At 68.0% G+C, this 18,274-nt stretch carries 20 protein-coding genes and 1 tRNA gene; 11 read left to right on the top strand and 10 right to left on the bottom strand.

Features of this window, described 5'->3' with window-relative positions; translation table 11 throughout:
* Positions 1 to 42 precede the first annotated feature (42 nt).
* Both ACQP2P_RS38555 and ACQP2P_RS38560 read left to right on the top strand, forming a co-directional pair.
* A complete protein-coding gene (locus tag ACQP2P_RS38555) occupies positions 43 to 2,493 on the top strand; it encodes a transketolase C-terminal domain-containing protein (protein ID WP_433609523.1) in 2,451 nt (816 codons plus the stop codon).
* A gap of 107 nt (positions 2,494 to 2,600) precedes the next feature.
* A complete protein-coding gene (locus ACQP2P_RS38560; protein WP_433079369.1) occupies positions 2,601 to 3,032 on the top strand; it encodes a DUF3052 domain-containing protein in 432 nt (143 codons plus the stop codon).
* A 78-nt stretch (positions 3,033 to 3,110) separates the two neighbouring features.
* Here ACQP2P_RS38560 and ACQP2P_RS38565 read toward each other — a convergent pair whose 3' ends face one another.
* On the bottom strand, positions 3,111 to 5,612 hold the full coding sequence (locus ACQP2P_RS38565) for an Hsp70 family protein (RefSeq protein ID WP_433609525.1): 2,502 nt from the start codon (positions 5,610 to 5,612) through the stop codon (positions 3,111 to 3,113).
* Between the two features lie 46 nt (positions 5,613 to 5,658).
* Between ACQP2P_RS38565 and ACQP2P_RS38570 the strand changes: the two genes are divergently transcribed.
* Positions 5,659 to 6,117: a peroxiredoxin gene (locus ACQP2P_RS38570; RefSeq protein WP_433609527.1), complete on the top strand. Its 459-nt coding sequence runs from the start codon at positions 5,659 to 5,661 to the stop codon at positions 6,115 to 6,117.
* 64 nt (positions 6,118 to 6,181) lie between these two features.
* Positions 6,182 to 6,256 (top strand) — tRNA-Val (locus ACQP2P_RS38575).
* A 66-nt stretch (positions 6,257 to 6,322) separates the two neighbouring features.
* Here ACQP2P_RS38575 and ACQP2P_RS38580 read toward each other — a convergent pair.
* From ACQP2P_RS38580 to ACQP2P_RS38605, 6 genes are all read right to left on the bottom strand, one after another.
* On the bottom strand, positions 6,323 to 7,531 hold the full coding sequence (locus ACQP2P_RS38580) for a tyrosine-type recombinase/integrase (RefSeq protein WP_433609529.1): 1,209 nt from the start codon (positions 7,529 to 7,531) through the stop codon (positions 6,323 to 6,325).
* On the bottom strand, positions 7,528 to 7,686 hold the full coding sequence (locus tag ACQP2P_RS38585; RefSeq protein ID WP_433609531.1) for a helix-turn-helix domain-containing protein: 159 nt from the start codon (positions 7,684 to 7,686) through the stop codon (positions 7,528 to 7,530). Before ACQP2P_RS38585 ends, ACQP2P_RS38580 begins: the two co-directional genes overlap by 4 nt.
* A 160-nt stretch (positions 7,687 to 7,846) precedes the next feature.
* A complete protein-coding gene (locus ACQP2P_RS38590; RefSeq protein WP_433609533.1) occupies positions 7,847 to 9,424 on the bottom strand; it encodes an FtsK/SpoIIIE domain-containing protein in 1,578 nt (525 codons plus the stop codon).
* 128 nt (positions 9,425 to 9,552) lie between these two features.
* Positions 9,553 to 9,822 (bottom strand): hypothetical protein, encoded by a 270-nt coding sequence (locus ACQP2P_RS38595; protein ID WP_433609535.1) that lies wholly within the window; start codon positions 9,820 to 9,822, stop codon positions 9,553 to 9,555.
* On the bottom strand, positions 9,822 to 10,421 hold the full coding sequence (locus tag ACQP2P_RS38600; protein WP_433609537.1) for a DUF2637 domain-containing protein: 600 nt from the start codon (positions 10,419 to 10,421) through the stop codon (positions 9,822 to 9,824). Before ACQP2P_RS38600 ends, ACQP2P_RS38595 begins: the two co-directional genes overlap by 1 nt.
* Positions 10,418 to 10,570, bottom strand: a complete 153-nt coding sequence (locus tag ACQP2P_RS38605) for a hypothetical protein (protein ID WP_433609538.1) — start codon at positions 10,568 to 10,570, stop codon at positions 10,418 to 10,420. Before ACQP2P_RS38605 ends, ACQP2P_RS38600 begins: the two co-directional genes overlap by 4 nt.
* 434 nt (positions 10,571 to 11,004) lie before the next feature.
* On the opposite strand from ACQP2P_RS38605, the gene ACQP2P_RS38610 reads away from it, so the two are divergent.
* The 3 genes from ACQP2P_RS38610 to ACQP2P_RS38620 are packed head-to-tail and all read left to right on the top strand — an operon-like array spanning position 11,005 to position 12,683.
* Entirely contained in the window at positions 11,005 to 11,739 is a 735-nt protein-coding gene (locus ACQP2P_RS38610; RefSeq protein WP_433609540.1) for a helix-turn-helix domain-containing protein, read from the top strand.
* 10 nt (positions 11,740 to 11,749) lie between these two features.
* Positions 11,750 to 12,226 (top strand): NUDIX hydrolase, encoded by a 477-nt coding sequence (locus ACQP2P_RS38615; RefSeq protein ID WP_433609542.1) that lies wholly within the window; start codon positions 11,750 to 11,752, stop codon positions 12,224 to 12,226.
* Positions 12,219 to 12,683 carry a hypothetical protein gene (locus ACQP2P_RS38620; protein ID WP_433609544.1) on the top strand — a complete coding sequence of 155 codons (465 nt, stop codon included), beginning with the start codon at positions 12,219 to 12,221 and terminating at the stop codon, positions 12,681 to 12,683. Before ACQP2P_RS38615 ends, ACQP2P_RS38620 begins: the two co-directional genes overlap by 8 nt.
* Here ACQP2P_RS38620 and ACQP2P_RS38625 read toward each other — a convergent pair.
* Genes ACQP2P_RS38625 through ACQP2P_RS38635 form a run of 3 tightly spaced genes read right to left on the bottom strand, consistent with a single transcriptional unit; the run spans position 12,648 to position 13,950 of the window.
* Positions 12,648 to 13,193, bottom strand: coding sequence for an HD domain-containing protein (locus ACQP2P_RS38625; protein WP_433609546.1), 546 nt, complete (start codon positions 13,191 to 13,193; stop codon positions 12,648 to 12,650). The genes ACQP2P_RS38620 and ACQP2P_RS38625 overlap by 36 nt on opposite strands.
* 24 nt (positions 13,194 to 13,217) lie before the next feature.
* The gene (locus ACQP2P_RS38630) at positions 13,218 to 13,664 is read right to left on the bottom strand and encodes a GntR family transcriptional regulator (protein WP_433609548.1); all 447 of its coding nucleotides are present in this window, start codon (positions 13,662 to 13,664) and stop codon (positions 13,218 to 13,220) included.
* A gap of 31 nt (positions 13,665 to 13,695) precedes the next feature.
* The gene (locus ACQP2P_RS38635; RefSeq protein WP_433609550.1) at positions 13,696 to 13,950 is read right to left on the bottom strand and encodes a hypothetical protein; all 255 of its coding nucleotides are present in this window, start codon (positions 13,948 to 13,950) and stop codon (positions 13,696 to 13,698) included.
* 110 nt (positions 13,951 to 14,060) lie between these two features.
* Here ACQP2P_RS38635 and ACQP2P_RS38640 point away from each other — a divergent pair, with 110 nt between their 5' ends.
* The 4 genes from ACQP2P_RS38640 to ACQP2P_RS38655 all read left to right on the top strand — a co-directional run bounded on the left by ACQP2P_RS38640 (position 14,061) and on the right by ACQP2P_RS38655 (position 17,934).
* Positions 14,061 to 14,807: an XRE family transcriptional regulator gene (locus ACQP2P_RS38640; RefSeq protein ID WP_433609552.1), complete on the top strand. Its 747-nt coding sequence runs from the start codon at positions 14,061 to 14,063 to the stop codon at positions 14,805 to 14,807.
* 9 nt (positions 14,808 to 14,816) lie between these two features.
* Positions 14,817 to 15,083: a hypothetical protein gene (locus tag ACQP2P_RS38645; RefSeq protein WP_433609554.1), complete on the top strand. Its 267-nt coding sequence runs from the start codon at positions 14,817 to 14,819 to the stop codon at positions 15,081 to 15,083.
* 445 nt (positions 15,084 to 15,528) lie between these two features.
* The gene (locus tag ACQP2P_RS38650) at positions 15,529 to 17,265 is read left to right on the top strand and encodes a DUF262 domain-containing protein (protein ID WP_433609556.1); all 1,737 of its coding nucleotides are present in this window, start codon (positions 15,529 to 15,531) and stop codon (positions 17,263 to 17,265) included.
* A gap of 282 nt (positions 17,266 to 17,547) precedes the next feature.
* The gene (locus ACQP2P_RS38655; RefSeq protein ID WP_433609558.1) at positions 17,548 to 17,934 is read left to right on the top strand and encodes a hypothetical protein; all 387 of its coding nucleotides are present in this window, start codon (positions 17,548 to 17,550) and stop codon (positions 17,932 to 17,934) included.
* Positions 17,935 to 18,274 lie beyond the last annotated feature (340 nt).

Raw genomic sequence — 18,274 nt, forward strand, 5'->3', positions numbered from 1 at the left:
GGTACACCTGCTGTGGGTGGCATCAGATGACCGTTTTCGGCCATGCTGTCGAGCGTGACCACCCCTCAGGATCTCGACGAGCGGTTCCGTGCCGAGCTCGCCGGGCTCGTCGCCGCGACCGGTGCGCGGGACCTCGACGAGCCCGTCCGCGAGGACACCGCGCTGACCGGCGAGCAGGCCCGAGCGCTCTACGACGCCCAGTCGACGAGCCGCCACCTGGACCTGGCCGCGCGCTGGCTGCGCAGCTTCGACGCGGGGTACTACACCATCGGATCGGCCGGGCACGAGGGGAACGCCGCCGTGGCCGCCGCGCTGCGGGCGACCGACCCGGCGCTGCTGCACTACCGCTCGGGCGGGTTCTACTGCATGCGCGCGGCCCAGGTGGCCGGCAGCGACCCGATCCGCGACGTGCTGCGCGGCGTCGTCGCCTCGGCCCGGGAGCCGATCGCCGGCGGCCGGCACAAGGTGTTCGGCCACGCCGACCTGCACGTGGTGCCGACGACCTCGACGATCGCCTCGCACCTGCCGCGGGCGGTCGGGGTGGCCTACGCGCTGGGCCGGGGCAAGCGCCTGAGCCCGCCCGGCGGCGGGCACGGCTGGCCGGCCGACGCGATCGCCGTGTGCTCGTTCGGTGACGCGTCCATCAACCACGCGGCCGCCACCGCCGCGTTCAACACCGCCGGCTGGTGCGACCACATCGGGCTGAAGCTGCCGCTGCTGTTCGTCTGCGAGGACAACGGGCTGGGCATCAGCGTGCGCTCGCCCGAGGGCTGGGTGGCCGCGGCGCTGAGCAGCCGGCCGGGGCTGCGGTACTACGCGGCCGACGGCTGCGACGCGGCCGAGACCTACGACCGGGCGGCGGAGGCGGCGGCGTGGGTGCGGCGGTACCGCCGCCCGGCCGTGCTGCACCTGAGCACCATCCGGCTGATGGGCCACGCCGGCGCCGACGCGGAGATGGCCTACCGCTCCCCCGTGGAGCTCTCCGCCGACCTGGCCCGCGACCCGCTCGTGCACACGGCGCGGATGCTGGTCGAGGCGGGCGTGGCCACCCCGGCGGAGCTGATGACCCGCTACGACGAGATCGGCTGGGAGGTGCGCCGCATCGCCGAGGAGGTGCTCGGCGAGCCGAAGCTGGCCTCCGCCAACGAGGTCACCGCCCCGCTGGCCCCGCGCCGGCCGGTGCGGGTCTCCCGGGCCGTCGCCGACGCCGCCGCGCACCTGGGCACCGACGAGCCCCTCGGGGAGCCGCACGAGGAGCCGGAGGAGGAGGACCGGGAGCTCGACGACGACCTCGAGTTCGCCGAGCTCTCGGCGGCCGCCGACGACGGGGACTGGCCCGAGCCGGAGCCGACGCCCGCGCCGGCCGCCATCCGGCCGGTCTCCGGGACCCCGCGCAGCACCGGCAACGGCCATCCGGCGAGCCGCCTGGCCGCGTTCGGCGGGAAGCTGCCGGAGAAGGGCGGGCCGCTGACCCTCGCCCAGACCATCAACGCCACGCTGACGGACGCGATGCTGGCGTATCCGCAGATGGTCGTCTACGGCGAGGACGTGGCGGCCAAGGGCGGCGTCTACGGGGTCACCAAGGGGCTGCGGGACCGCTTCGGCGCGACCCGGGTGTTCGACACGCTGCTGGACGAGACGAGCATCCTGGGCCTCGGGCTCGGCGCCGGTCTGGCCGGGATGCTGCCGGTGCCGGAGATCCAGTACCTCGCCTACCTGCACAACGCCGAGGACCAGCTGCGGGGCGAGGCGGCCACGATGCAGTTCTTCTCGCAGGGGGCCTTCCACAACCCGATGGTGGTGCGGGTCGCGGGCCTGGCCTACCAGCTCGGCTTCGGCGGGCACTTCCACAACGACAACGCCCTCGCGGTGCTGCGCGACATCCCGGGCCTGGTGGTGGCGGCGCCGTCGCGGGCCGAGGACGCGGCCGCGATGCTGCGCACCTGCCTGGCCAGCGCGGTCGTCGACGGCAGCGTGTGCGTGTTCCTGGAGCCGATCGCGCTGTACCACACCCGCGACCTGCACAACGAGAGCGACAACTGGTGGCTCGCGCACTACGCCCCGCCCAGCGAGTGGTCGGCGCTGCACGTGCCGATCGGGCGGGCCCGCGCGTACAGCACCGGCCCCAACGACGACCTGACCATCATCACCTTCGGCAACGGGGTGCGCCTGTCGCTGCGGGCCGCCGCCCGGCTCGCGGCCGAGGGCGTCGCCTGCCGGGTCGTCGACCTGCGCTGGCTGTCGCCGCTGCCGGTGGGTGACATCATCAAGAACGCCTCCGACACCGGCCGGGTCCTCGTCGTCGACGAGACGCGCCGCTCGGGCGGGGTCGGCGAGGGCGTCATCGCCGCGCTCGTGGACGCCGGATATGTCGGAGTGGCCCGCCGGGTGGCGGCCGTGGACTCGTTCGTGCCGCTCGGACCGGCCGCCAACCACGTGCTCGTCTCCGAGGAACAGATCGTCCAGGGCGCGAGATCGCTGCTGGCCCGGTAACTTGGACCGATAGTTTTTCGATCGCATCGGTGCGCCACTTGCGTTGACGGCCCGTACTGTGTGGACTACGCGCTAACAGTGGTTGTTGCGACAGGAGGCAGTGGACAGTGAACGCGACCGCGGGTCAGGCCGAGGTGAAGAGCCTGGCGGACCGGTTCGGAGTCGAACCGGGCATGGTCGTTATGGAGATGGGGTACGACGACGACGTCGACCAGGATCTCCGCGACGTCCTGATCGACCGGTGCGGGGAGCTGGTTGACGAGGAGACCGACGAGGTCGTCGACGTGGTGCTGCTGTGGTGGCGCGACGACGACGGCGACCTGGTCGAGACGCTCATCGACGCCCTCGGCCCGCTGGCGGACAACGGCGTGGTGTGGCTGCTGACGCCGAAGGCCGGCCGCCCCGGGCACGTCGAGCCGAGCGACATCAACGAGTCGGCGCCCACCGCCGGGTTGCAGCAGACCTCGACGGTCAACGCGGGCAAGGACTGGACCGCGGCCCGGCTGGTCGCGCCCCGCGCCGCCCGCTCGCGCCGGTGAGCTCGCCCCCCGGCGAGCTCGTGTTTTAGGCTTTCGGGCCGCGCCAGTCATCCGGCGCGGCCATCTTTCGTGGCGAAGTCACGCCGTTGGCTGCGGCGTGACCTTCTTCGAGGCCGGGGTCGAGGGCTGCTTGGAGCCCCATCCCGAGCTCGACGTCGACGGCTGCGGGTTCTTCGTCCGGGTGGTGGTCGGCCCGCTGCCCGGCTGCCAGTCCTCCGGCATGAACAAGCGCACCTGAGTGAACGACGCGTCGGCGGTCTTCCCCGAGAGAGTGAACGCGCCGAGGTCCACCTTCCCCGAGTGGATCTGCTCGTCCGTGACCGGCCCGAACCGCACGCCGTTGACGAAGGCGTTGAGCTCGGTCCCCTCGATCTTGAACGCCAGGTAGGGGTCCCCGACGCCCTGCTGCGGCTGGAACGCCCACTCCTTGATCAGGTCCTTGGGGCCGGGCAGGTCGTTGTGCAGCTTGTAGAGGCGCACATGGTCGTCGTCGCACAGGCCCAGCGTGTAGCCGTAGTCGCCCGTCCGCAGCCACATGCCCGCGCAGCCCGCGGTCAGCTTGACCTTGGCCTCGATGCTGCCGTCGTTCATCGGCACGTCCAGCGGCGGCTTCAGGGTGCAGCCGGTCAGGCCGGGCGCGGCGTCGGTGGTGACCCGCAGCCGCCCGCCGCTGGTGTCGCAGCGGCCGCCCTCCGACTCCTGCTGGGACTTCCAGAGCGTGTCCACGGCGCCGAAGCCCTGGTCGCGCCAGCCGTTGGGCACCCAGCTGGGCTCGTCTTCGCGGGTGTACTGCGGGATCTGCACGGCGCCGCTGCCGGAGGCGCCCGCGTCCGGGCTGTACGACGAGTTGCCCGCCGCCTGGTCGTTGCCCGAGCCGCGGTTCTGGAACACCACGTAGCCGGCCAGCGCCAGCGCGACGACCAGGATGCCGATCAGCAGCGGGACGGCCCAGTTGCGCCCGCGGGACGGGGGCGGCGGGGCCTCCTCGCGCGGCGGCGGGGCGTAGACGGCGGGCTGGGCGGCGGGCGAGATGTACGCCTGCGGCGGCGGGGGCTGCGGCACCGGGCGGACCGGCGGGGTGGCCGGGGCCATGGGGCGCAGTCGCTGCGTGGCTTCGGCATCGGTACCGCGCGCCGCCCCGGCGTTCGGGTGTTGCTGGTGGTGCTGCTGGTACTGGGGGCGCTGCGGGACGGTCGGGTAGGCGTTCGGGGGCTGCTGGAAGGCCGCGGGGCTGACGGGAGCCGGGGCGCCGCTCACGGGCATGGGCGCTGCGCTCACGGGCATCGGCGCGCCGCTCACGGGCATGGGCGCGCCGCTGACCGGCATCGGGGCGCCGCTCACGGGGGTCTGCTGGAACGCCGCGGGGCTGACGGGGACTCCGCTGACCGGGGCCTGGGTCTGGGTCTGCGGCTGCGGGTTTTGTGGCTGCGGGTTTTGTGGCGTTTGTCCGGATTGTGCGGGCCACATGACGGCGCCGGGGTTCTGGTTCGGCGCCGGAGTGGCCGCGCCGGACACGTTCACCCAGGCGCGCAGGCTGCCCTCGGCGACGACGAGCTCGGGTTGCTCGATGACGGTCGGGGCCACGCCGAGCTCACGCTGCAGCAGGGTGGCGACGAGCGGCACGCGGCTGGAGCCGCCGACCAGGAACAGGCCGGCCAGCTTGTCCTTGTCCATCTTGGCCCAGCGCATGACGGCCCCGGTGGTGCGCACCGTCTGCTCGAGCATCGCCCGGGCCTTGTCCTCGAACTGCTCCCGCGTGATGGTGACGTCGGCGGCCGCGATCGGCACGTGCAGCGCCGCGCTCGCCGAGCGCGACAGCATCTCCTTGGCGATCCGCGCGTCGTCCCACAGCATCCGGCGGTGGCGGCGGTCCTCGGTGCTCTGCGGGTTGTCCAGCCGCGCCCACACCTCGGGGTTCTCGATCTGCCCGCGCGCGTGCTCCACGACGAGGGCGTCGAGGTCGAGCCCGCCGAGGTCGTCGATCCCGTCGACGGCGCGGACGTCGAAGCCCTCCCCGGACCGGCTCACCAGGCTGGCATCGAAGGTCCCACCGCCGAAGTCGTAGACGAGGAGGCCCTGGTCGCCGGTGAGAGGCTTCTGCAGTACACCGGCGAAATAATGGGCGGCGGCGACCGGCTCGGGCATGAGCGCCGGCTGGGGCAGCCCGGCGAGCTTCGCGCCCTCGACGAGCGCGAGCCGCCGCGACACGCCCCACGCGGCCGGGTGCGTGAGGGTGAGCTCGGCCACCGGCCCGCCCGCGACCCGCACCGCCTCGGTCTTGACGTGCCCGAGCACCGCCCCGATGAGCGTCGGCACCGTCAGCTCGCGATCGCCGAGCAGCACGCTGCCGTCGTCGATGCGGCGCTTGGGGCTGCCCTCGAACCGCGACGGGTCGACGCGCGCGGCGTGCACCGCGTCCCGCCCGACCAGCAACGCCCCGTCGGTCTGGGCGTAGACGGCGGACGGCAGCAGCGGCGAGCCGTCGAACAGCAACGGGCGCACCCTCCCGTCCGGCCACGCCAGAAGCGCGACGGTGTGGGAGGTCCCGAAATCGATGCCGAGCCGCGGCCCTGCTGCCATGCGGGCGAGTGTAGGCCCCCGGTACGACAGCTGGCATATTCGAGGCATGACAGTGGATGTCGGAGATCCGGCACCGGACTTCACGCTGCGGGACCAGAACAACCAGGAGGTCAAGCTGACCTCGTACCGCTCCTTCAAGGCGGTGCTGCTGGTCTTCTACCCGCTCGCGTTCACCGGCACGTGCCAGGGCGAGCTCGGCGCCCTGCAATCCTCCCTGGCCGATTTCCGCAACGACCGCGTCGAGGTCCTGACCGTGAGCGTGGACTCGCCGTACGTGCACAAGGTCTGGGCCGAGCGCGAGGGCTACACCTTCCCGATGCTGTCGGACTTCTGGCCCCACGGCGCGGTCGCCTCGGCGTACGGCGTCCTGAACACGGCCAGGGGCTACGCCGACCGCGGTACGTTCCTCATCGACCCGGACGGAGTGATCGCCTTCACTGAACACGTGTCGGCGGGCCGGTCACGCGACATCGAGGTGTGGCGCTCGGCGGTCGCGGCGCTGTGACCGGCTAGGGCTGCTGGGCGCTGTTGGGTACCATCTGGGTACCCGTCCTCCGGTGTGAGGACCGGGGCGCGTAGCTCAGCGGAAGAGCACCCGCCTTACAAGCGGGGGGTCGTTGGTTCGAACCCAACCGTGCCCACCAGCAAGTTCTGCCCGTCCAAGCGGGTGCTCGCCAGTCATTTACGGCATCACTTACGGCAGTTGTTGCTTATGACAGCCAGCCGTCGAGCTTGTCGAGCGCTTTGCGCATTTCGTGCAGGTTCGAGTGGGCGTAGATCTTGAGGGTCAGCTTCACGTCCGAGTGCCGGGCGATCGCCTGGACGATGTGCGGCGGCACGCCGAGTTCCATCAGCACCGTCACGACGGTGTGCCGGAGATCATGCAGCCGGACGTCGGCCAGCCCGGCCCGCTCCCGGACGCCCGTAAAGTGACGCGCGAGGTTGCGTGGCTCCATCGGAGTGCCGATCTCCGATGGAAAGACCAGCCCGTGATCCTTCCACTCCTCCCCCAGTTCGGCTCGCTCGCGGTCCTGGCGCTTGCGATGCTGCTTGAGCGTGGTACGGGTGATCTCGGGAAGCGGAAGGATGCTGTCGGAGCTTTCGGTCTTGGTGTCCTGAATGTGCAGCTCGCCGCCGGCCCGCTGGACCGTCTTCTCGATCGTTACCGTCCCGTTGTCGAGGTCGACGTCCTGCCAGCGGAGGCCGAGCAGCTCACCTCGCCGGAGCCCCATCGTGGCGGCGACGACGTATAGGGCGTACAGCCGATGCCCGTGGGCCGCTTTGAGGAGCAGCTTCACCTCGTCGACCGAGAGCCCCTTGCCGATCCTGTAGCGAGGCGCCGTCACCTTGACCAGGGTCGCGACGTTCCTGGCCAGCAACTCCTCCCGCATGGCGTGCTGGAGGGCGTTGCGGAGGACCGCGTGGACGTATTGAACCTGCCGAACGCTCGGGTAGCGCTCGCAGCAGGCACCGACCGTGCAGCAGCGTCCCTTGCGGTCCCATCCGTTCGCACAGCACAGGCACTTGCGCTTGATGGCGTCGAGGAACGTGCGGACGTGCTGCACCTGGAGCCCGGTCAGCCGCCGCCGGCCGAGCCCCGGGATCAGATGGAGCCGAACGGCACCCTCGTAGCCCTCCGCCGTCTTCGGCCGGAGCCCCGCGACGTAGACCTGGAGCCAGTACCTCAGGTATTCCTCCACCTTCCAGGAGCGATCCGGCGCCGGGATGCCGCTGTGCGACTTCGCCTTCAGCTCGACCAGCCGCTGGTGGGCCTGGTCCCAGGTCTTGCCGTATACGGTCTTGCGCTTCATCGTGCCGTCCGTCGTCAGCACGTACGCCGTACCGGCCCACGTGCCGTTCGGACGCTGGTAGATGGAACCCTCGCCGTTCGGATTTCTGTTGCCTTTCTGCTTGCTCAACGCTCCTCCTCCAGGAGACTGGCGATCGCTTCGTCGATCGCCGAGCGAGGTACCAGCCGGCGGCTGCCGATCTTGATGGACCGCAGCCGGCCGGTTCGGATGAGTTGGTAGGCCAGCGACCGGCCGATGCCGAGTTCTCTGGCGGCTTCCTCCACGCGCAGCAACCTCTTCTCTCGTCGTGGCTCGGTGGTGCTCGTGCCCGCCTCCTCTCTGGTCGTGGGTTCGAGATGTCCGCGCGAACGTCCGTCCACCGTCCGTCCGCGCGCCGACATGCGCAGACGCGTGCGCGACGCGGACGGACGTCCGGGCGGACGTTCAGTCGTCCGGAGCGGCCCGCCAGCGCCCGCGGGCTACCTGGGCGGCCCGGCCGTCCTGGACGTACTGCTGCAACCGGTCGTAGATCCATGTCCGCCTCATTCCGGTCAAGTGCATGAGTTCCTGGACGCTCAGCCCGTCGCCCGGTGCGTCCCTGAGCGCCATCTGGAGGGTGATCTCGGGCGGGGAGATGACCTCGCCCTCGATGACCTCTTCCAGCGCCTTCTCCGACAGGTCGTCGAGCTGCGGGCGACTGTCGGCGTAGCGGGCGGCGGTGGCCTGGACGTCGTCATCGGTGACCAGGTAGCCCCGGGCTCGGCGCGGTTGGGTGTGACCGTCGCCGAGGACGTAGAACTTGCCGGGCGCGTCAAGGGTGTGGGCGTGCCAGCCGGCCGCGAGCAGGCCCCGGTCGAGGATCAGGTCGACGTCGCGGCGTTCCCGGACGCGGAGGCAAATCCTCACGCTCATCTGCGAGCGCAGCGCCCCCCCACCCATGGACTTCTGGGTCGGCCGCTGGTTGGCGGCGAGCAGGGTCGTCGCGACGGCCCGCCCGCGCCGGGCGATCGACTCTGCGGACTCGACGGCGCCGGCCGCTTGCTCAACCAGCTCGGCGTACTCGTCCACAACGATGACGAGCGCGGGAGTCTTCGGCGTGGGCTCCCAGACGCGGGCGCCGGCGCGGCTCATAGCCTCGGCTCGGGCGTCGAGGACGCGAACACCGTCCTGGAGCAGGGCGGCGGCTTCGGCGGGCGTGGTGGCGAGCCTGGCGAGGCAGGACGCCCACGGTCGGAGCTCCATGCCGCCTTTGAGGTCGACGCCCCAGAGCACGACGTCGCGGCAGGCAGCGAGGTTGCCGAGGATGACGTTCAGGACGCCGCTCTTGCCCGCATCGGTGGTGCCACCGATGAGGATGTGCTTGCGCAGCAACGAAATGCGGACGTTGGCCGCGTCCTCGAACACGCCGAGTTCAATCGGGTCGGCGATCGACTGGACGCTCGGCCCGCGCCACGGAATTGCGCCCGCGTGTGGGTCCGTGGCAAGGACTCGCATCACGATCCGGCCGGCGTGCGCCGGGTCGGCCTCGACGCGGACGGCGCCGGGCCGGGTGCCCAAGCCGGACTCGATGGCCGGGACGCGGTTCAGGACGTCGGCGACGCTCTGGCCGTTGGCGAGGTGGAGGCGGGCGCGCCAGCCCCAGACGTCGACCACGGCGGACATGACCCGGGAGCCGGCCAGGCCGATGCTCTCGGCGACGTCGGGCCACGCCTGGATGGCACGGTCGACCCGGACGCGGGCGCGCCTGCGCCGGTGCGTCCACCACGGAACGCCGAACGCGACGGTGGCGGCGAGCAGCAGCAACGGCAACGGGTCGCAGGAGGGGCCAAGGACGGTTGCGGCGGTCAGCCAGGCGCCGCCCGTGAGGGTGCCCACCGCGGCGTATAGGCGTTCTTCGGGCCGGTCGATGTTCCAGGGGAAGCCGCGGGCCAGACTGACCGCCGCGACGGCCACAGCGGCTCCGAGCACCCACGGCCACACCTCCGGATGCCGCACGTGCAGCCAGGCTCCGCCGACCAGCAAGGCGAGTGCCGTGGCGAATGGGGCGAGTTCGGAACGGAAGCGGAAGAGGAGGCGACCCAGCGCGAGGAGCGAGCTTGGCCGCTCATCGAGCAGTAGGAGTTGCCGGCGGTGTCTGCGACTGAAGGCTCTCATCGCTGGACCTCGTCGCGGAGGTAGGTCAGTGCCTCAGCGTCGCCATCGCGGGCGGCGCTCAGCGTGGCTCGGGCAGCGGCGAGAAGGTTGGCGTGTTCGGTCCGGGCGAAGGTGAGCAGCTCGGCCTGGCGCTCGATCTCGGCGAGCAGCACGGGGACGTCGGCGACTGCGGTCCACAGCGCCACGCGGGTGCCGCGCTGGAGTGCGGCCTCAAGGTGGGCGCGGACGGCGTCGCGGTCGACGGTTGGTTTGGGTGCCTCGGTCATCAGCGGGTCGGTGCCTCCTCTCGTTCGGCCGCCAGCGTTCGGCGGAGGGCGGTTGCCTTGGGGCTGGAGATGCGCAGTGCGGCGCGGAGGGCGTCGCGGGTGATGGGCCGGCCGTTGTGTTCGGCCCGGTGCTGGGCGTCGGCAGCGCGGGCAGCGGTGAGCAGGTCGTCGTCGGTACGGACCGGGGTCGGCTTGTCGAGTACCGGGCCGTTCTCGGTTCGGACCGCGTGCAGATGGGCGGTCAGGCCGAGAACGGCGGCCGGTACCGCGCCGACGACCACGACGACCGGCCATGAGATGGCGATCAATCCGGCCGCTGCGGCGTGGTAGATGGCGTTGCCGAGGATGCTGGCCGTGATGGCGCCGATGGCGTTGGCGCGGGCGAAGCGGATGGCTCGCTGCGGGCTGAGGCCGGCGAGCCAGACGCGGGCGGAGGTCATGGCGTAGGCGTCGATGGTGACGGGCAGCAGGACGGCGAGGCGTTCGGGCCAGCCGGACAACAGCGCCAGACCGCGCAGCCCGCTGAAACTGGCCACGGCCGCGGAGGTGGCGGCGATGAGCATGCCGGCCATGACCCAGCCGTCGCGGCGGGCGGTCACAGGTCCAGCCCGGCGATGTAGTGCGCGGCGGTGGTGAGCAGTCGCGCGATGTTGGGGGCGATCGAGGACTCGGCGAGGAAGTAGCCGAACAGGACACACACGGCGATGTGCCAGATGGGCGTGTGGGTGTAGCGCCAGAGCAGGTACACGAGCAGTCCGAGCAGCAGGACGGCTGAGACCGAGATAGTCAGCGTGGGCTCCTTTCTCTCAGTTGTTCGGGGTGGACGAGTTCGGGCCGGGACGGCGGTGGATCTGCCGCCCGGTGTGGCGGCGCTGCCAGCGGACGCGGGCACGGCACTTCCGGCAGTAGGTGGCGTTGTCCCGGTCGAGCTGGGCGCCGCACGGGCAGCGGTCTTCACCATCGAGCGGGGCGGGCAGTGGCAACGGAGACGACTCCTCTCGCTTGTGAACATGTGCACCATGTTCAAGTCTAGGCTTGCACGGCGTGCCGGTGAAGGTTCGTCGTGCTTCGATGCGATGAGCGTGCGCCTCATCAACGGGACGTGGTCAGGGCATGGCTGGACGTATCGAAGATGTCTCCCCTAGGGTGGGCAACGGCCAGGACGTCCTGCGACGGGGAACCATGAAAAACGAACGCCTCCGCTCAGCCATGCTCGAACGCGGCGTCACTCCGAACGACCTCGCGGATCTGCTCGAAGTCGATCCCAAGAGCGTCGAGCGGTGGATCGCCGGCCGGACGCCGTACCGCCGCCACCGCTACGAGGTCGCGGCGCATCTCGGTGTGGACGAGGCGTATCTGTGGCCGGACGCCCGTACCCGTGACCAGGTGGCCAACGCGTCCGAGAGCGAGATCGTCTCGATCTATCCGGCGCGGTGGGCGGTGCCGTCGGAGTTGTGGCGGACGTTCTTCGACAACGCCGAGCGGGAGATCGGGGTGCTGGCGTACAGCGGCCTGTTCATCCCCGAGGACATGGGTATCCAGCGCATCTTCCGCCGCAAGGCTTCGGAGGGTGTCTCACTCCGGATTCTGATCGGCGACCCGGACAGCGACGAGGTCAAGCAGCGCGGCGAGGACGAGGGCATCGGTATGGACATGGGCGCCCGGTGCCGCAACGCCGTCGTGCTGTACCAGCCGCTGCGGGAGCTGGACGGCATCGAGTTCCGGCTGCACCGCACGATTCTCTACAACTCGATCTACCGGGCCGACGACCAGGTGCTCGTCAACACCCACATCTACGGCACGCCCGCCTCCAACGCCCCGGTCCTGCACCTGCGCCACGTCGAGGGCGGGGACATGGTCGGCACGTACGTCGAGAGCTTCGACCGCGTCTGGGCGACCGGCACACCCTTGGAATGAGGTCTCCGTCTTGGCCCGCCGCATCGACTTCTTCGACGACCCCGACGCTCCCAAGGCCAACAGCCTGGTCCCCTCCGCTAACGCGGTCGTGGTCAACGACGCCGGTGAGCTGCTGCTGATCCACCGCACCGACAACGACAACTGGTCCCTGCCTGGTGGGGCGATGGAGGCCGGCGAGTCGATGACGGACTGCGCGGTGCGGGAGACGTTTGAGGAGACCGGAATCCACGTCGAGGTCGTCGGCCTGGTCGGCATCTACACCGACCCGCGGCACGTCATCCTCTACACCTCCAACAACGAGGTGCGGCAGGAGTTCTCCATCGTCTACGTCGCCCGGCCGCTCGGCGGCGAGCCGACGCCGAGCGACGAGTCGCGGGAGGTCGTGTGGGTGGCACCGTCAGCGCTGGATGGGCTGACGATGCACCGGTCGATGCGGATGCGGATCGAGCACTACCTGTCCCAGGCCGGGAAGCCGCACCTTGGGTAGCGACTGGGTCAACGCTGCGGGCAGCGTCTTCTCCGCCCTCGGCACGGTCGGCGCGTTCATCGTCGGGTTCGTGCTGCTGCGGCGGGAGCAGAACCGCGAGGCGGAGCGGGCCGAGGACGAACGGCGCGGGCAGGCGGCGCGAATCAGCGCGTGGATAGAGGAGTACCGCAAACCCAACGATGCCCGCGAGCTGGCCTTCCACGTCCACAACGCCAGCGAAATGCCGATCTACGAGGTCGAGCTGCCGATGCCCGAGGGCGGCGAGACGGAGTTCGTCGGACTGGTCCCGCCCGGTCAGACGATCCGCCGGCCCGCGCCTGAGTCATGGCGCCGCTCGTACGTCGAGCCCGAGCCCGTGGAGATCGAATTTCTGGACAGCGCCGGGCGCCGCTGGAAACGCAACGAGCAGGGCCGGCTGACCTCAGCGGCCGAGAGCGGCCAGAACACGGTCCGTTGACGCCTGGAGCTGAGGTCTAGCCTCCGTCAGCGACCGCGTGACGAGGTGGCCGTCGCCGTAGCGCGCGAACGCCTCCGCCAGACGCTGCTCCAGGTTGACCGGCGTACCGGTCGGGCTGGTCGTCATGTCGCAGAACGTCAGCGCGTCGAGCAGGAAGTCGGCCGGGCTCGGGAACTCGCTGTCGAGGTCATCGGCCAGGCCGCGGTTACGCGCCTCGATCAGCGCGCAGGAGTGGTTGGCGACCAGCCGGATTAGCCGCTCGTCGGCGTGCTCGACATCGCGGAGATAGCGAGCGCCGTCGAGCGGGTGGAATCCCGCCATGTTCAGGTCCGGGGCGTAGCCGATGTCGTGCAGCCAAGCGGCGCAGATCAGCATCTCGGCGTCGTCGCCCGCGATGTGGGCGATCTCCTCTGCGGTGTGTCCGACGCCTTGCACGTGTGCCCAGCGGGTCGGCAGGGGCTCGGCCAGCAGATGACGTGCGAGGTCACGAGCCCACGGGACATGTTCCACATGTCCGAGACTAAGGCTTGTCGATCACCGGGTCTTTACGTAGCGACCCTTGCCCTGGACGGACACCGTGACGTCCTGCAACGCCGCGAGCGCCTGCCGCGCCGTGCCGCGGGCTACCCCGTACCGCTCGACCAGCACCGACTCGCTCGGCAACAGGTCCCCGGCCTGAAGTTCTCCCGACTCGATCTGCGCTCGAAGCTCGGCGGCGATGCGCTGGTACTGCGGTTGCATCGGCTGAGCCGGCTCCCCCGGACCAGCCATCAGCCGACCTCGTCCGGGGCGGGTGATGATCAGCCCTTCCTCCGCGAGCTGGTCGAGGGCTCGCCGGACGGTGTTGCGGGCTACGCCGTACTCGGCGACCAGCGCAGCCTCGGAAGGCAGCGCGGCACCGGGCCCGAACTCATCGGAGGCGAGCCGCGCGCGCAGGGCCTCCGCGATGCTCCTGTAGGCACCCCAAGCCGTCGACCGCATGCCATCCTTCCCCACGTTCTACGCCCGGCCGTCAGTCTGGCAGCCCTTCAACCGTGACATCGCTGCTGGCCGCCCGCGCGATCAAGTCGGCCAACCGCTCGGCCACAACCGGCACCAAGTGTCCGACCTCCACGGTGGGTGTTCCGTCGCGGCTGACCGTGGCCTGGAGCAGCGGAAACTCCCGTCCTACGTCGAAGCCGGCTTCCTCCAACGCCAACGCCAGCGCGTCTGCCGCGCGCCGCGCATCCCCGGCTCGGGCCATAGCGTCCTCACTCTCGCGAAGCACACATCGCACGATGGCGTGTTGTCATCGACAGCCTGCCCGGAGACGTCCTCGCCCGGACACCACGTTCGAGGGACGTCCAGGGACTTCTTGACTAGAATCGGCTGCACTCGATGCTCGCCGGGGAGGTCGTCGTGCGACATCCGCTCACCCGGGCACTCGCCAGCGCCGGGCTCAACGCAGTAGACGTCGCATGCCGCCTCGGCGTCGACCCCAAGACTGTCGACCGCTGGTTCGCCGGCCGCGTGCCCTACCCGCGCTACCGCAATGAGCTGTCCCGGCTCACCGGCTGGCCCGTTGACGACCTTTGGCCGGACGCCGCTCCGCGGGATGCCCTGCTAACCACGGACGAAGTCAGGACCACCTACGCCAGCCGCAGTCTGGTACCGGCCGATACCTGGCGTCGGCTGTTCCGCGACGCCGAACAAGCGATCGACATTGTGGCGTACAGCGCGTTGTTTCTGCTGGAAGACCCCGTGGTGCTCCGGGCCATCGCAACGAGAGCCCGAGCCGGCGTCCCCGTGAGGATCGCCCTGGGCGACCCGACCGGCGCCCACATCGCCAGGCGTGGCGCGGACGAGGAGCTTGACGATGTGCTCGCCGCCCGCATCCGCAACGCCTTCGTCTTGGTGAAGGCCATCAGGCATGTGCCGAACGTCAAGGTACGCCAGCACGACACAGTGCTCTATAACTCCATTTACCGCGGCGACGACGACATCTACGTGAACATCCACGTCCTAAAAACTCCGGCCGCCCACGCGCCTGTTCTGCACGTGCGACGTGACCACTCCGACAGCATGGCCACGGTCTACCTTGACGCCATAGACCGCGTATGGGCCTCAGCTCGCCCGCTTGTTTGACCTCGGCCGATGAAGCCGACTGAACCGCGGCTGCACCAGTTGCGGTTGCCCGCACAAAAGAGCGGCGTGGTTTGTCCACACCCGGCAGTACTCGATTTCATGCTCATGCGCGCGAAGCATGGCTGGGTCGATATCGGACTCGACGTCCTCACGGTAGGCCTCAAAGAAGACGTCGAGTTTTCCCCAGACGTCGTCAAAGTTGGCAGCAAACTTTGCAAACTTGCCGGCGATATCTTCAACGACTTGCTTACGAAACCGCACGCTCCTAATGTGTAGAGTCAGGTAATAAGAGGCCCGCAGCGCAACAAGGTAGCGCAGCTCAAGCGACCCGCAGGATGGGCAAGATCCCGGCTGAGAATTAGTGCTGCTGTCCGTCGCCTCGTTTGCCACCCGTAGGCTAGTCAGGCGATCAACTGCAGCGTTCCGCACTTCAGCGTCCATACCCATAGGGTCCGGCGCACTGAAGAGCGCCGAAACCTCGTCCTCTGGGACGTCCAAGGACGGCGGCGCCGTCCAGGGAGGACCGCGTACCTCAGCATCCTCGAGGATCGTCGAACCGGCGGCGCCACTGAGCGGCCAATGTAGCGAGCTCGAACCTCGTGCTGGACGTACGACCGAAGCAGGGTTTGCGATCGTGACGAGCCCGCCCAGACTTGCGCCACCTACATCCCGGTAGCGAGGGGCTATTTACTCAGGGCCCTCGCTCATGTTTGTATACACCATGCCCCAAGACGACTTTCTTCGGTATGAGGCGTCGGGAATCGCTGCACTACTGCGCACGCGTTCCCTTGCGGTGCCCTACTATCAGCGCGCTTACTCCTGGCGTACTGCGGAGGAACCGCTCCCCGGCGCTAGCACTTCAGGCGAAAAGCTGCAAGTGGTTGACTACTGGAACGACTTGCGGACGAGCTTCTACGACAAGACCAGCTACTTCCTCGGCACCGTGGTTCTCGCTAGAGGGGGCGACGAGGGCCGCCAGCTCGTCATTGACGGCCAGCAGCGACTCGTGACAACCTCCCTTCTACTAGCGAGCATTCGCAATCGCTTCCTCGACGAAGGCGAGAAAGACTTCGCTCAGTCCACACAGCAGGACTACCTGGGCAAGTTCGATCGTAAAGTCGGAGCGGACCGCCCCAAACTTATCCTCAACACTGATGATCGAGCTTTCTACGAGTCGCACATCGTAAAGAGCGAAACTTTCGCGCCATTGAACGTTAGCCAGCGCCTTATTGCAGACGCTTACGGCTACCTAAGCGAAAGGGTACAAGAGTTCGTCGGGTCCCACGGCACCGGCTGGCGGCAGAAACTCAACGAACTCGTCGACTGGCTCGATACGGGAGCACAAATTGTAGCAATCGACGTAGCCAGCGAGGCGGATGCATTCCTGATCTTCGAGACACTGAATGACCGCGGCGCAGACCTTACTGTTGCCGACCTTCTGAAGAACTACCTATTCAAACAATCTGGCTCACGACTGGACGAAGTCCAAAACAATTGGACCAGCACGCTAACAAATCTTGACATCGACAAAGTCGGGAACCAGCGATTTACTAGCTTCGCACGTCACTTGCTGAGTTCACGCCACGGCAGAGTACGCGAGCGGGACGTCTACGGCCGCATGAAAGCCGTCGTAAGCGATCCGGTTTCCGCTGTTTCCTTTTCACAGGACCTAAAAGACTCATCTCGGGCATATGATGCGATCATCACTCCAGAAAGTGACTATTGGGCCGATTACCCATCTAGCGTAGGCAGCGCTGCAGAAGTCTTGGTTGAGCTTAACCTGGAGCAGTATCGGCCGCTTATGCTAGCAGTCTTGGCAACGTTCCCGAAGAAAGAAATCACCCGGTTCGTACCGACAATGGTCTCCTGGGCGATCCGGGGACTTTGCGCAGGAACTTTGGGTGCTGGATCCGCTGAGACAGCATTTTGCGAGGCCGCGAAAAGCGTCCGATCCGGTGCCACATCGTCCACCGAGGGGATTCTTGCCGATACCAAAGTCGGAGCTCTCGTCCCAACGGATGGCGAATTCCAAAATACCTTCAAAGTCTGGAAAGTCGTACGTGCACCCGTTGCAAGATACATCCTCCGCGCGATGGAACTTGAGGTCATTGGCGATCGAGAGCCAGAGCTAGTCGTCAACGATGACGCCGATCAGGTCAATTTGGAGCACATCTTCCCCAAGTCGGCGAAAACCGCCGACTGGCCGCAATTCACCCCCGACGATAGACGGACATTCGTTCATAGAATCGGCAATCTGTGCCTGCTTAGGCGGGGCCCGAATGGACGAATCGGCAATAAATCGTGGAATATCAAGCAGCCGATCTTAGCAGCTTCTGCCCTTCAGCTCACCAAAAAAGCAGCGGACTTTTCGGTATGGACGAGAGCCTCGATCGAGGCTCGACAGCGTGAACTCGCAGAGATTGCGGTACGAACGTGGCCACGGCTGCCGCGCTCCTAATCAGAAGCCGAACGAACGTTACCGCTGACGCGGTGTTGCAGCTCATGGTACGAGCGCACAGTGCGGAACGGCCCATGCCAGCAAAAGCCGGAGGAGTGACCCGGGCTACGCGCGGCTGACCTGGCTTCATGGGACCAGGGCATTACTGACGAGCTACTTGCGCCTCGGTTGCACCGTGCGGCGTAGCAACACGAGCCCTGCTGCCATTTTCTAGGCGTGACGGCCTACGCTTTTACCCACGCCGCCCGTCCCCACCGTTAGCCCGGAGTAGCGTTAGCTTCGTTGCTCGGCACCCTCGGACCGCCCATCCCGCTGGTGAAGCTCCAACTCATGTTTAAGGAGACGTCTGAGGACCCTCGTTTTCTTTGTCTTGCTCAGGTAGCTCATCGTGTCGATGCCCAAGTCAGCCCTCATCGCAGCTTGGAGTACATCAGACGCATGCCACGCGGAGCGACGCAGCTCCGCTCGCTTCTCGGTCGACGCATTGGACCAATGTCTCGCAATGTCGCGAACAGCATCTCGATACAGATCCGCAATGGCCAGGACTCCATCATCGGCAAACATTCGCATCTCACGCTCGACAAGATGCGTGTCAGCATACGTTATCGGCTTGTCGTCAAGATTGCGTTCGCCGGTGAGTTCGTCGACATTTCTGTCAAGAATCTCTAGATATCGTTGGTATAGGTCGTATTTTTTCTCAACTAGGCGATTAACATAGGCATTGCGTCGAGCCTTTCGTTCACGTCTTCCGGTAATAGCAATGCCCATGAGGACGCCGAGCAGCGTTAATGTGGCACCCAGAGAATTAACTACTAGCTGTTGTGTAAACGTTAGACTGCTCAACTTCTGCCTCCACCAAGCGATGGGCGTTCGAGCCTCGGACGGGGGTGCACCTACGTGACGCGCCGTAGAGCTCGTGAACGACGCACGTAGGAGACATGCCGGGAGCTGACTTTACGGCCGATGGGCGTATCGTGCGGCAATGGCTGCACGACAGTTCGAGGCGCAT

Source organism: Dactylosporangium sp. CA-139114, assembly GCF_050955725.1.
Lineage (GTDB): Bacteria > Actinomycetota > Actinomycetes > Mycobacteriales > Micromonosporaceae > Dactylosporangium.

Excerpts from the sequence above, each read along its gene's own strand:
- ACQP2P_RS38645 (WP_433609554.1), top strand. The coding sequence starts at position 14,817 with ATGAAGCCGACTGAACCGCGGCTGCACCAGTTGCGGTTGCCCGCACAA.
- ACQP2P_RS38650 (WP_433609556.1), top strand. The coding sequence starts at position 15,529 with ATGCCCCAAGACGACTTTCTTCGGTATGAGGCGTCGGGAATCGCTGCA.
- ACQP2P_RS38640 (WP_433609552.1), top strand. The coding sequence starts at position 14,061 with ATGCTCGCCGGGGAGGTCGTCGTGCGACATCCGCTCACCCGGGCACTC.
- ACQP2P_RS38630 (WP_433609548.1), bottom strand. The coding sequence starts at position 13,664 with ATGCGGTCGACGGCTTGGGGTGCCTACAGGAGCATCGCGGAGGCCCTG.
- ACQP2P_RS38610 (WP_433609540.1), top strand. The coding sequence starts at position 11,005 with ATGAAAAACGAACGCCTCCGCTCAGCCATGCTCGAACGCGGCGTCACT.
- ACQP2P_RS38565 (WP_433609525.1), bottom strand. The coding sequence starts at position 5,612 with ATGGCAGCAGGGCCGCGGCTCGGCATCGATTTCGGGACCTCCCACACC.
- ACQP2P_RS38570 (WP_433609527.1), top strand. The coding sequence starts at position 5,659 with ATGACAGTGGATGTCGGAGATCCGGCACCGGACTTCACGCTGCGGGAC.
- ACQP2P_RS38595 (WP_433609535.1), bottom strand. The coding sequence starts at position 9,822 with ATGACCGAGGCACCCAAACCAACCGTCGACCGCGACGCCGTCCGCGCC.
- ACQP2P_RS38555 (WP_433609523.1), top strand. The coding sequence starts at position 43 with ATGCTGTCGAGCGTGACCACCCCTCAGGATCTCGACGAGCGGTTCCGT.